This is a genomic window from Veillonellales bacterium (genome assembly GCA_039680175.1).
Classification (GTDB): Bacteria; Bacillota; Negativicutes; order JAAYSF01; family JAAYSF01; genus JBDKTO01.
Genome location: JBDKTO010000051.1, coordinates 22,776 through 35,224 on the forward strand (window position 1 = coordinate 22,776; position 12,449 = coordinate 35,224).

Genomic DNA, 12,449 nt, shown 5'->3' on the forward strand with positions numbered 1-12,449 from the left:
AAATGAATTCGTTGTACTGTCGCCAATAAGTTATATCAGCGACAAATGAATACAAGAAGAAAAATATGCCATGAAGGCTTTTCTCTGTAACGGGAGAGCTTTTTTGGCATTTTTTATTTTAATTTCAGGAGGCATGAACAGATGATAAATCAGCAGCAATGGGAGCAGTGCGTGGAGTTTCACGGGCATGAGTGCCCGGGACTGGCAATTGGCTTTAAAGCCTGTGAAGCCGCAAAAGAAAAGCTGGGAATTACATTTTCCGCCGATGAGGAAGTGGTGTGCGTGACGGAAAATGATGCCTGCGGCGTCGATGCTATTCAGGTAATTACCGGCTGCACTTTGGGAAAGGGAAATCTGTTGTATAAAAATACCGGCAAGCAGGCTTTCAGCTTTTTTGACCGGGCGAGCGGCAGGAGCATCCGGCTGGTATTAAAGCCTTTTTCCGGGGAAATGGAACGAAAAGAAAGGCAGAACTATATTTTAGAAGCACCGGCCGCTGAGATTTTTACCTGCAAAGAACCTCATTTCAGTGTACCGGAAAAGGCCAGACTGTTTAATACCGTGATTTGTGAACAATGCGGTGAGGGCGTCGCGGAACATCGAGTAAGGATTCATGAAGGCAAAAAGCTCTGTCTGGACTGTTTTGCCGATTATAACCGAGGGTGGGGCAACTCATGAAACTGGAGGATTTTACGGCGGCCTGGGATAATGAACCGGATTTAAACCGGATGCAAAAGGTCTGGAACTTGCGGGCCGATGAATTTAATGATCATTTCCGTCACAGAGAAAGCAGCCGGCGGCAGGCAGATGTCCTCGCTTATTTAACTGAAAAGGGCATGCTGTTTAAAGGCTCCAGTATTTTGGATATTGGCTGCGGTCCCGGCCGGTTCACGGTGGAATTTGCCGGGCAGGCGAAACAGGCAGTCGGCCTGGATATTTCTCCCAAAATGCTTGAGCATGCCCGGGAGAACGCACGGCAAGCCAACTGTGACAATGTTTTTTTTGATATGGCTGCCTGGGAGTCCTTAGATTTAAAGGAACGCGGCTGGGTAAAAAAATTTGATCTGGTTTTTGCTTCCATGTGCCCCGGCATCAGCAGCGGCAACGCTTTGCTGAAAATGTGCCAAGCCAGCAGCGGCGCCTGTTTTATGAGCAGTTTTGCAAAGCGGGAAGGCGCTGTCAGGGACGAGCTGCAGCATATTCTTCATAATCGGGGCGGGGAGGCGCGATGGGGCAGGAACATTTACTATGCCATCAATATTCTTTTCCTGTCCGGTTACTATCCTGAGATTACTTATCAGGATACCGAATGGGAAAATACCTGGCCGCTGGAACAGGCTGTGGAAAATTACACCAATCAATTTCAGACAGACGGCAGCGACGAGGAGGCAATAAATAAAAAAATCCGGGACTATCTTGCCGCTATCGCTGCGGACGGCAAGGTCAGTGAAAAAGTCAGCTCTAAAATTGCCTGGATTTGCTGGAAGGTATAGGAGTATTGGGAAAGAGGGGACCGGTACTGTTGATGAATAAGGTGTGTAAAATTATGGCAGCGGCGCTGGCTGTTGCTTTGCTGGTGCTGGCGTCAGGCTGCGGCGGGAATTCTTTATCATCCGACCGCGGAAAAGCGCTTGTGGTGAATCTGGCAGGCGGCGACTGCGGCTATCCCACTCCTTACAGCCACTATGCCAGAGGTCCAGGCATGTTTAAAATGCAATTGATTTTTGACAGCTTGCTGGAACGGGGAGAAAAAGACTATATTCCCTGGCTGGCGGAAAAATGGGATGTATCGGCCGATGGAAAGGTCTATACGTTTTTTCTCCGGCAAAATGTGAAATGGCAGGATGGCAAGCCGATGACGGCAGAGGATGTAAAATTTTCTTTTGAGTATTTTATTCTGCATCCTCCCCTTGGGGATGAATTGACTCTGAACGGCAAGAGCGTCATTGAGAAAGTGGAGGTTCTCAATGACCACACTGTAAAAATTACGGTGGATCAGCCTAACGCTGCGCTTTTGGGGCGGCTGGGGCAAGCGCGGATGATTCCAAAGCATATTTGGGAAAAGGTACAGGATCCGCAGAATTTTAACGGCCCGGAAGCGGTGATCGGCTGCGGGCCTTATGTTTTGAAGGAATACAATAAAGAACTGGGCGCTTATAAATTTGAAGCGTTTAAGGAATATTGGGGACCGAAGCCGCGGGTGGATGTTTTGCAGTTTGTTCCCGTCAGTGATAATATTTTGGCCTTTGATAAAGGCGAGATTGACTTGACGGTAATTTCTCCCGATCTGTTGTCTAAGTATCAAGATAATGAAGAATTTAAGATTCAGAAGAATCCGCCGTTTTGGGGATACTGCCTTACTTTCAATCTGGAACGGCGGCCGGAGTTTCAGGATAAAAACATGAGGCAGGCTTTTGCTTATGCGGTGGATCGACAGGAGCTTGTGGAAAAAGTGGCAAGAGGGGCGGCTGTACCGGCCAGCGCCGGTTATCTGCCGACCGGTCATATCTGGTACAATCCCGGTGTCAGGCAATATGAATTTAATATTGCCAAAGCACAAGAACTGCTGAAGGGCCGGACGCCGGAGTTTACGCTCCTGATTTCGAATTCAAATGATGAAGTCCGGATTGCCGAATTGCTTAAAATCAGCTGTGCCCGGGCCGGTATTGGGCTGAAAATCAGGAGTGTCGACGGTAAAACGCGGGATGCGGCGGCCAAAAAAGGAGAGTATGAGATTCTTCTCAACGGTTACGGCGGCTGGGGCGGTGATGCCGATCTGCTTAGAAGCGTTTACGCCGCCGGCGCAAATGCAGACTCCGCTTTCCTGGGCAGAGGAATACCCGGCTACAGCAATACGCAAATTAATGATCTTGGCGCACAGCAAATCATAACCATGGACAGGGAAAAGCGTAAAGCCTTGATTTTTCGGCTCCAGGAAATAATCGCCGAGGAAGTTCCGCGGCTGCCTCTTTATAATACAACCGGCTATATTGTCTACAGACCGGCTAAATACGACGGCTGGAGGTATATGTTTGACCATCACGAAGTCACCCACAACAAATTATCCTATTTGGCAGGCCAATAGCCCCGGAGGCCGGATGGTGAGAAAATTCGGCGAATATGCACTTACTTTTTTTTGCATCATTACGCTGAATTTTCTCCTTCCCCGGCTGATTCCCGGGGATCCCTTTACTTTTTTGGCAGCGGATACGGACGAAGTTGCGATAACCTGCTCCGAAGAGCAGATTGCCAGGTACAAGGAATATTATGGCCTCGATAAGCCGCTTTCCAGCCAGTACGTGCAGTATATCGATAATATGCTGCACGGGTATATCGGCTACAGTATTTATTATCATGAAGATGTGCTGGCCATGATTGAAAAACGGGCAGCTTGGACTGTTTCCCTGGTGACGGTGTCCCTTGGGATCAGCTGTGTGCTGGGAACGATTCTGGGCAGTTTTTCCGCCTGGAAGCGGAATCGTTCTTTTGACCAAAGATTGTATCTGTTAATGATCAGTTTTTCAGAAATTCCGTCCTTTTTAATTGGACTGTTTTTTCTGTTTATTGGCGCGGTCTGTCTGGGGTGGTTTCCGTTGTCCGGGGGAATGAGTCCCTTTGCGGTTTTTGCATCGCCGCTGCCGAAGATGCTGGATATTGTTCATCATGCGCTTTTGCCGGTCCTGACTCTGGTGGTGGCGCGGCTGGGGGAATTTTACCTGATTTCCCGGAACAGCATGCTGACCGTTTTGTCGAAAGACTATATTCGTACGGCACAGGGCAAGGGACTGACGAAAAAACGGATTTTGTTCGGTCATGCGCTGCGAAATGCCGCCATACCGGTTGTCACCCGGATGTTTCTGAGCCTGGGGCATGTTTTTGGCGGTGCTGTGCTGGTGGAAAATGTATTTCGGTATCCCGGAGTGGGGTATTTGATGCGGGAGTCGGTGATGATCCGGGATTATGCTTTAATTCAGGGGATTTTTTTGTTTATCGCCGCTGCGGTTCTTACCATGAATTTTGCCGCTGATATGCTTTATCAAAAGCTTGATCCCCGGATCCGTTAACAAAAGAGAGGAACCTGTGCAATGCGAATCACGGAGATCTTTGCCAAAATATATCATAAGCTGTCGCCAGCCGCCAGGATTGCCCTTATAGTTGTGCTGTTTATTCTGTTTGCCGGTGTTTTTGCCGGCTGGCTATCGCCTTACTCCTACAATCTGCCGTCGGGGAAAGCGCTGCAGCCGCCTGGTGCCCAGCACTGGCTGGGAACCGACGACATGGGAATTGATTTGTGGGCGCAGATTTGTCACGGCGCACGGCTGAGTGTGATTATCGGGCTGAGCACCGCTTTTTTGGCCGGACTGGGCGGCAGTATTCTGGGAATGGTGTCCGGATATTTTGGCGGGATTACCGACCGGATCGTAATGCGGTTGACGGATTTGATGATTGCCCTGCCGGATCTGCCGATGATGATTTTACTGGGGGTATTTTTCGGCCCCGGCATTTACAATATTATTTTAGTCCTTGCCTTGTTTTCCTGGACCGGCCCGGCCAGAATCGTGCGGTCCAGGATACTGTCCATCAAACAGGAAAAATATATTACGGCTGCTGTCAGCTTCGGGGCGGGTTTTTTTCATTTAGTCAAACATCATTTTCTTCCCGGAGTGCTGCCGCTGATTGCCATCAGCATCATTCGCCTGACCGGACGGGCGATCGTGGCGGAAGCCGGTCTGTCGTTTCTGGGCCTTGGCGATCCGACTTCAAAAAGCTGGGGACTGATTTTGAATCATGCGGTTCATTTTAAGGGCATTTATTTCACGGAATTCTGGAAATGGTGGCTGACCGTCCCGCTGGCAGCCATTACACTGCTGGTTGCGGCTATTGCCATTTTGGCCAGAGACTGCGAGAAATTGGTGAATGCCAAATTATAGGGAGACATTCATGACGCCAATATTGCTGAAAATAGAAAATTTGACAGTTCGTTATGCTGCCGGTTCTTTCGCGGTTACGGCGGTGGATGATGTTTCACTGATACTGAAACAGGGAGAAAGTCTCGGTATTATCGGTGAATCCGGCAGCGGCAAGACCACCACTGCTCTGGCGGTGCTGGGGCTGCTGGGCAGAGAGACCGGCGTATGCGGACAGGTGTATTATCGCAGCACGGAATTGCTGCAATTGCCTGAACCGGAGCGCAACCGCTATCGCTGGGGGAAAATAGCCCTTGTTTTTCAAAATAGTCTGGATGTATTGAATCCGGTGCTTACGGTTCGGGAGCAGATCCTGGAATGCTTGCGGGAGCATACGATTTTGGGCAACAGGGAGGCAAAGGAAAAAGTCGGCAGCCTTTTGGCGATGGTGGGGCTGGACCCGGACCGGCAATATGATTATCCCCATCAGTTGTCGGGAGGCATGCGGCAGCGGGTTTTGTTGGCCATGGCTCTTTCCTGTGAACCGGATGTCCTGCTTGTGGATGAGCCGACGAATGCCCTGGATGCTGTCGCTAAACAGGAAATTGCCGCTTTGCTGCGGCAGCTTCACTGTGAGCAAAAGTTCGGTATGATTGTCATATCCCATGAAATCGGCTTGGTAGCCGGCCTGACATCACGGCTGGCCGTGATGTATAAAGGCCGGATTGTGGAAGAGGGTCCAACGGAAAAGATTATGGAACATCCTCTTCATACCTATACCCGGGGACTGTTGAACGCTTCGCCGGAAATAAATCCTTTTCGCGATTTATGGGGAATTCCCGGTGAAGAAAAGGAGACAGAAGGAGGCGGCTGTCCGTTTTATCCCCGCTGCAGTCAGTGCCTTGCGGTTTGTGAAAGTCAAAAGCCATTGCTGCAGCCAGCGGAGCCAGGACATTTGGTTGCCTGTAACCGGGGCGGCATTGTGACTGTTCTAAAAGGGAGTGGTATTTGTAAAACGTATAAGCTGCAGGGAAAAGAGATTCCGGCCTGCGATGAGTGCGCCATTGAAATTCGTTCCGGAGAAATAGCGGCGCTGATCGGTCAGTCTGGTTCCGGCAAGACGACTTTGGCGAGTATTCTTTGCGGCGTACTGGATGCCGATGCAGGCGAAGTTTTGTTTCAGGGAGACAAGGTGAAGCATAACGGGGCAACCTGCCGGAAAAACGGCATGCAGATCGTATTTCAGGACCCTTATTCTTCGCTTAATGAACAGTTTACGGTGGAAGCGGCGGTGCGGGAACCGCTGGATATTTTGCGGGACCCGGCTTCTGCCGCTGAACGGCAAGAGGCAGTCAGAAAGGCTTTGATTCAGGTACAGCTTCCCATGCGGGATGATTTTCTGCGGCGGAAATGCTACACGTTAAGCGGCGGCCAGCGCCAGCGGGTGTCGCTGGCCCGGGCTTTGGTTATGGAACCGGTTTTGCTGATTGCCGATGAAATCAGTTCCATGCTGGACCCGTCGACGCAGGCTAATATTTTGCGGCTGCTCAAAGGTCTGCAGAATCGCAGCGGGTTTGCCATGCTGTATATTACCCATGATTTGGCGGTAGCGCAAAAAATCGCCGATACAGTTTATGTGATGTATCAGGGCCGGATCGTCGAGCACGGAGATGCCCAGACAGTATTTTTCAAACCGGCTCAAGAGTATACGAAACAATTGCTTGGGGTCGGACAGGCGGGGGAAATTTAGTGCTGCTTTTTGTAAATCGTGTTCTTAGCAATGCTTAGGATAGGCAATCAAACGGGGGAGGTATATTTTTTGAAAAAAATAAAGAGACGATCATTAGTTTCAAAAACTATTTTAGCGGTGATAGCATCTTTTATGGCGGCAGCTCCGGCGGTATATGCGGAAGATGCGGCGCCGGATTTTACCATGGAGACGATTTTGGTCACCGACAGCCGGGCTGTTCAGGATAATGAAAATGAAGCGACGAAAGTGACTTCCATTAATGTGAAGGATAAAATCGATGCCGGGCAGATTAAAAGCATTACCGATCTGCTGCAGGATGTTCCCGGAGTCATTGTGAATACCAGCCCTCAGTCCGGCACTACCGTTAGTATGCGGGGAATGAGCAACGAAAGAATTCTGGTGGCCATTAACGGCAATGTCATCGAAAATCAGGGGGGGATCTTCCGGGGCCGGTCCCTGGAATGGGACTCCCTGCCTGTCAACAATGTCAAGAAAATTGAGATTATCCGCGGTGCCAGCTCGGCTTTATACGGCGGCACCTGGGGCGGCGTTATCAATATTGTAACGGTGGACAATCCCGGAGAAAATAAGACGTTTCTCAAATACAGCTACGGCAGCTATAATGATTGGAAGACCTCACTGACGAACCAGGGAACCGATGAGAACGGTAAATTTTCCTGGATCATTAACGCCAATAAACGGGAAGGCGACGGCTATTACCGCAATAATTCCATTGATGCCAAAGATGTTAACTTGAATATGACCTATCATCTTGCAGAGAAGAAAAAAATGTCTTTTGCATTTACTGACAGCGACAGAAAAGAAGGGGTCATTACCGGCAATAATCACTTGGCGGCGAATGACAATGGCTGGGATTCCGACTATCCGGAAGTACCGGTGGCGCCTAATGCCGGTTTTGCTTCCGGCAAGCAGTATCTGGACGGCAGCTACCGTGAATTTAAAACAAAGAATTATGCTTTGAATTATGATAATGAAAATTGGAAATTGAACTTATACAGAAATACGCAGAACCGGGAGGATTATTTAATAACGAAAAACAGTACGTCTGTCTCGGGGCTGGATACCAAAAATACCGGCTACAGCTGGCAGCAAAACCGGAAGATCAATAATCATAACCTGATAGACGGCCTGGATTTCCGGCAATTGAAGCTGAGCGGCAGCAGCGCCTTCGAAGCCAATCTGCACGGCTATTTTCTTCAGGATAACTGGCAGGTCAATCATAAAACAGTCGTCGGCTTGGGGATGCGCTATGATGTGTACGATGCGGAAAATCAGAAAACCGATGTGGATTTGGCGGATGAATCCCAGTTGAGCCCGAAAGCCAGCGTAACGTATCAGCTGAATTCCCGGGAAGCGGTGTACGCCAGTGCCAGCCGGGTGTTCCGGGCGCCGACGGTGGCCGATTATTCCCGTTGGAGCGGTAACTATTATAACGACTCTAAGGGAAACACTCCGGCTAATTTGACGACATATAACACCGCACATGGTTTAAAATGGAATTTAAACACCTGGCAGCAGGTACTGGGAACACTGAAGCCCGAACACGGCATGGCCTACGAATTGGGCTGGAAAAAGGAGTTTACCGCTAAATGGAACGGCCGGGTTACCGGTTTCCTGAATGATATCGATGACTATGTGAATGTTTATTCCGGTTCGGAAATTGGCTCTCAACCGCCCACGTATAATATTGATCATGCTAAAATTAAGGGGCTGGAGTTTGCCACCGACTATCAGTTCAATCAAAAAGCGGGCGCGGTATTCAATTTTACGACCCAGACCGCCAGTAAATCAGGTGATCAGCTTGATCCTGACGGGACGGATTTGACTAACCTGCCGAAACAGACTGTTAATTTCGGCCTGCGCTATAATAATCTGCAGGGATTCCGCAGTTCCCTGGACACCCGCTACCGGAAGAATAAAACCCTTGGCAATTATGCGATTGTTGATCTTGCTATGTCGTATACGAAAGACAACAGAACGGTTGCTTTGGCCGTCAACAACATTTTCGACAAAGATTATCAGCAAACAGCCGGATTCCCAATGCCGGGCATTAATTACAGTCTGTCGTACCAAATCGGCTTTTAAGGCGATGCTGCAGCGTTCGTTTGCTTCAAGGCAGAAAAGATGTTATTATGGCTATAATAGTTTGACGCTTGATTCGAATTGAGATTAGGCACGGAGGATGATGCAACAAATGAAATTGCAAACTATACGCAAGCTGCATCTTTGGCTGGGATTATTCTTTTCTGTTTTTTTACTGGTTGAAGCGGTAACCGGTTTATTGCTTTCCGAACCGTGGCTGCTGGGAGAGAACCAGCCGAAGATGAGAGTGGAAGCCGGGAAGCAGCAACATTTGGCGGCTGCCGCCGGGAATGGCGGGCAGAAGCTGCAAAATCAGCCGAGAGGGCAGGGACAACATTCTGACAGTCTGTATCATACAATGAAAACGTTGCATACCGGAAATTTTGACAATATGAATCTGAAATGGCTGGTTGATCTTACCGCCATTGCTCTTATTATTTTAGCGGCTACGGGAGTTTATTTCTCAGTGGTTTTGCTGCGGGCGGGCAGTAAAAAATAATGTATTGGTTACGGGTTAAATCGTTATGTATAGTTACAAAAATTCCTTTCATGTATACATGAAAGGAATTTTTGTACGAAGCAGCACAAACGGGGATAACGCTGTTGGTAGTCTTAACAGCAGTCCTTTTTATCCATTGAAAGAATAAATTTACAAATCATCGCATGCTGAAAAAAATGGCAGGGATCCAGACCGACAATTTTTTTCAGTTTTTCCAGACGGAACTTCAGGGTGTTCCGGTGGATAAATAATTGGCTGGCAGTCGCGGAGATGTTGAGATTGTTTGCCAATAGGCAGTCCAATGTTTTATGCATATCATAGGGACTTTTGACTTCGTCAAATTTCTGTTTGATTTTTTTTAGCGCCAGGGAAGAAGCGCATTTGCCGCATTGATTTTCAAATAGATAATTTAGCAGGATGTCATATTCGGCGATGGAGCGGGTTTGATCCGGCGGGGAAGACGACAGAGCAAATAGCGCCTCTTCGTAAGACTGGCGAAGCAGGGATTCATTGGCTGCCGGACTGCCGATTCCTATTTGTATCGTCAATGGAGGCTGCAGAGATTTTAGCATGCCAGTTACACTTTTCGTAAAAATATTCAGCTTCTTTTCGCAGAAATCATCGGCCAAGGATTTAATAATACATAAATTTTTTTTATAAAACAAGCTGATATCCTGGTCGGTAAAACAAGCAGCTTCTTTAATCGTATTCAGCACCGTTTCCCGGATACGGGCGGAATACAGATTTTGCAGGCCATCGGCGCAAAAATCGTCTTTGCCTGCCGGCTCCAGTGCAATGAGAATGACCAAGCGCGGCAGGTTGATCCGATAGTTGAGCATTTCGGCCAATGTTTTAATATCTTCTTTTGCTCCCTCCGGTTGATTGGAGAACAGCAAATCCACCAGCTGTGCTTTTACTCTGTTTTCCGATCGGTAATCGGCCAGAAACATTTCCCGTTCCAGAATCAACTCGGTGACGGTTTTTACCAGCTTAGCGGTATCACGTACTTCACGCGGTTCACCGGTTACGCCGACAACGCCGACAATTTTCTTTTTTATATCAATCGGCCACATGACTCCAGGCAAAGCACCGCTGTAATGCTCCACTTCGTTCGTTTGGATTTCAACGACATTTTTTTCTTCTACAGCCAGTTTTCCTCCCTGATGAAAAGTATTGATTCGTTCAGACTGACCGGAAGCGATGATAAGTCCGCTGCAATTCATAATATTTACATTCCGGTGGACAATATCCATAAGTTGATTAACGATTTTCTGTGCAAGTTCCCGCGAGATAATGGTAATAGTATCAACCCCTTTCCGTCAACTTCATTTTACCATTATCCCGGTTGTGAGTAAATGCGGCTGGCTTTTGTACATTAGTGGCAATGGAATTCGTATATGTGCCTGATGAACAAGAATGAACTGTGAATATTCTAAATTTTTGTTCTTGAAGCACAAAGGGATCATAAAGAAGATATTGAATTATATTTCATATGATTTAAATACAAGTTTGGAGGAAAAAAGATGGCGACAATTAATATTCCGTACAGTAAAAGCCATATTGCAGTTTCCCTGCCGGACGCACAGCTGCAAGGCATATTGGAATCCAGGGCTCACCGGTATAAACCGGAGGCCGGTGAAGCTGAATTGGTACAACGGGCGTTGGAAAATCCTATTGCATCGCCGCGGCTGTGCGAGCTGGCAAAGGGACGCAAAAAAATTGTGATTATTACCAGTGATCATACACGGCCTGTCCCCACTAAAATTATCAGTCCGCTGCTGCTGAAAGAAATTCGCAGCACGAATCCGGGCGCAGATATTACGTTTTTGGTGGCGACCGGCTTTCATCGGGCGACCACGCAGGCTGAGCTGCTGAATAAGTTTGGCGAGGAACTGCTGAAGAATGAGAAGATCGTTGTGCATGACTGCTGGGATAAAAGTACACTGGTTTCTGCCGGTAAGCTGCCGTCCGGCGGTGATTTGTTAATCAACAAGCTGGCAATGGAAGCAGATTTGCTTATCGCCGAAGGGTTTATCGAGCCTCATTTATTCGCCGGGTTTTCCGGGGGGCGGAAAAGCGTTCTGCCGGGGATTGTCAGCGGAGAAACTATTCAGGCCAACCATTGTTCCGAGTTTATTGCCCACGAAAAAGCCCGGGCCGGTATTTTAGACGGTAATCCGATTCATACCGACATGCTGTTTGCCGCGAAACAGGCGAAGCTGGCCTTTATTATGAATGTTGTCATTGATGCCGATAAAAAAGTCATTCATGCTTTTGCCGGGGATCTGGAGCAGGCTCATGTGGCAGGCTGTCAGTTTGTTCGCGAACTGGCATCCGTTGAGGCAAAGCCGGCCGATATTGTGATTACCTCTAACGGCGGCTATCCTTTGGATCAGAACATTTATCAACTGGTGAAAGGCTTGTCTTCCGGGGAAGCGACCTGCAAGCAGGGGGGGGTAATCATCATTTGTGCCGCCTGCAACGACGGACACGGCGGCGAGGCGTTCTACAAATGGTTCAAAGAGGCACCGGGCGGCGCCCGGGAGGTTATGGACAAGATTATGAAAATCGGCCGGAACTCCACCATTCCCGATCAGTGGGCGGCGCAAATTATCGCCCGCATTCAATTGAAGCATACGGTTATTATCGTCAGTGATCAATGCGATCATCAACTCATTGCCGATATGGGATTCAAACCTGCATCGACAATGGAAGAAGCACTGGCGGCGGCAAAAATTGCCGGCCCCCAAGCTACATTTACTGTAATTCCCGATGGGGTGGCAGTCATTATCAACTGAGTATAGGCGGGTTTATCAGTCGGCTATATAAGGGGCATTAGAAATATGGATTTTTAATGCATTATATAGAAAAACACAAAGGAGGAAAAATATGGCTATTGATGCAATCGTATTGAATGAGAAGGATAATGTGGCGACAGCAGTGCAAATATTGAAAGCCGGTCAAAAAGCATCGGTTCGCTTAGGACGTGAACTGCATGCGGCTGTTTTGGCAGAGGATATTCCTTACGGGCATAAGTTTGCTGTGCGGAATATTACCAAAGGTGAAGATATTCTAAAGTATGGCGAGGTTATCGGACGGGCAACGAAGGATATTCCGAGCGGCTGTCATGCCCATGTGCAAAATATTGAAAGCCTGCGCGGCCGCGGTGATCTGAAAGGAGATAAATAAT

General features: G+C 48.3%; 11 protein-coding genes. 10 read left to right on the forward strand and 1 reads right to left on the reverse strand.

Going from position 1 to position 12,449, the window contains the following annotated elements:
* Positions 1-141: 141 nt before the first annotated feature.
* The 8 genes from ABFC84_08240 (at position 142) to ABFC84_08275 (ending at position 9,259) form a co-directional block, all read left to right on the forward strand.
* A complete protein-coding gene (locus tag ABFC84_08240) occupies positions 142-678 on the forward strand; it encodes an FmdE family protein (GenBank protein MEN6412740.1) in 537 nt (178 codons plus the stop codon).
* A complete protein-coding gene (locus ABFC84_08245; GenBank protein ID MEN6412741.1) occupies positions 675-1,493 on the forward strand; it encodes a class I SAM-dependent methyltransferase in 819 nt (272 codons plus the stop codon). Before ABFC84_08240 ends, ABFC84_08245 begins: the two co-directional genes overlap by 4 nt.
* A 32-nt stretch (positions 1,494-1,525) precedes the next feature.
* Positions 1,526-3,085 (forward strand): ABC transporter substrate-binding protein, encoded by a 1,560-nt coding sequence (locus ABFC84_08250; GenBank protein MEN6412742.1) that lies wholly within the window; start codon positions 1,526-1,528, stop codon positions 3,083-3,085.
* 16 nt (positions 3,086-3,101) lie between these two features.
* Complete coding sequence (locus ABFC84_08255) at positions 3,102-4,064, forward strand: ABC transporter permease (protein MEN6412743.1); 963 nt, start codon at positions 3,102-3,104, stop codon at positions 4,062-4,064.
* A gap of 21 nt (positions 4,065-4,085) precedes the next feature.
* Entirely contained in the window at positions 4,086-4,931 is an 846-nt protein-coding gene (locus ABFC84_08260) for an ABC transporter permease (protein MEN6412744.1), read from the forward strand.
* Between the two features lie 10 nt (positions 4,932-4,941).
* Positions 4,942-6,657 carry an ABC transporter ATP-binding protein gene (locus ABFC84_08265; protein ID MEN6412745.1) on the forward strand — a complete coding sequence of 572 codons (1,716 nt, stop codon included), beginning with the start codon at positions 4,942-4,944 and terminating at the stop codon, positions 6,655-6,657.
* Positions 6,658-6,726: 69 nt separating this feature from the next.
* A complete protein-coding gene (locus tag ABFC84_08270; GenBank protein ID MEN6412746.1) occupies positions 6,727-8,763 on the forward strand; it encodes a TonB-dependent receptor in 2,037 nt (678 codons plus the stop codon).
* A 109-nt stretch (positions 8,764-8,872) separates the two neighbouring features.
* Positions 8,873-9,259, forward strand: a complete 387-nt coding sequence (locus ABFC84_08275; GenBank protein MEN6412747.1) for a PepSY-associated TM helix domain-containing protein — start codon at positions 8,873-8,875, stop codon at positions 9,257-9,259.
* A gap of 113 nt (positions 9,260-9,372) precedes the next feature.
* On the opposite strand, the gene ABFC84_08280 is transcribed toward ABFC84_08275, so the two are convergent.
* A complete protein-coding gene (locus ABFC84_08280; GenBank protein ID MEN6412748.1) occupies positions 9,373-10,560 on the reverse strand; it encodes a sugar diacid recognition domain-containing protein in 1,188 nt (395 codons plus the stop codon).
* A gap of 222 nt (positions 10,561-10,782) precedes the next feature.
* On the opposite strand from ABFC84_08280, the gene larA reads away from it, so the two are divergent.
* Entirely contained in the window at positions 10,783-12,057 is a 1,275-nt protein-coding gene (gene larA, locus ABFC84_08285) for a nickel-dependent lactate racemase (protein ID MEN6412749.1), read from the forward strand.
* Between the two features lie 91 nt (positions 12,058-12,148).
* On the forward strand, positions 12,149-12,448 hold the full coding sequence (locus ABFC84_08290) for a UxaA family hydrolase (protein ID MEN6412750.1): 300 nt from the start codon (positions 12,149-12,151) through the stop codon (positions 12,446-12,448).
* Position 12,449 lies beyond the last annotated feature (1 nt).

Excerpts from the sequence above, each read along its gene's own strand:
- ABFC84_08260 (MEN6412744.1), top strand. The coding sequence starts at position 4,086 with ATGCGAATCACGGAGATCTTTGCCAAAATATATCATAAGCTGTCGCCA.
- ABFC84_08265 (MEN6412745.1), top strand. The coding sequence starts at position 4,942 with ATGACGCCAATATTGCTGAAAATAGAAAATTTGACAGTTCGTTATGCT.
- ABFC84_08240 (MEN6412740.1), top strand. The coding sequence starts at position 142 with ATGATAAATCAGCAGCAATGGGAGCAGTGCGTGGAGTTTCACGGGCAT.
- ABFC84_08290 (MEN6412750.1), top strand. The coding sequence starts at position 12,149 with ATGGCTATTGATGCAATCGTATTGAATGAGAAGGATAATGTGGCGACA.
- ABFC84_08245 (MEN6412741.1), top strand. The coding sequence starts at position 675 with ATGAAACTGGAGGATTTTACGGCGGCCTGGGATAATGAACCGGATTTA.
- larA (MEN6412749.1), top strand. The coding sequence starts at position 10,783 with ATGGCGACAATTAATATTCCGTACAGTAAAAGCCATATTGCAGTTTCC.
- ABFC84_08275 (MEN6412747.1), top strand. The coding sequence starts at position 8,873 with ATGAAATTGCAAACTATACGCAAGCTGCATCTTTGGCTGGGATTATTC.
- ABFC84_08250 (MEN6412742.1), top strand. The coding sequence starts at position 1,526 with ATGAATAAGGTGTGTAAAATTATGGCAGCGGCGCTGGCTGTTGCTTTG.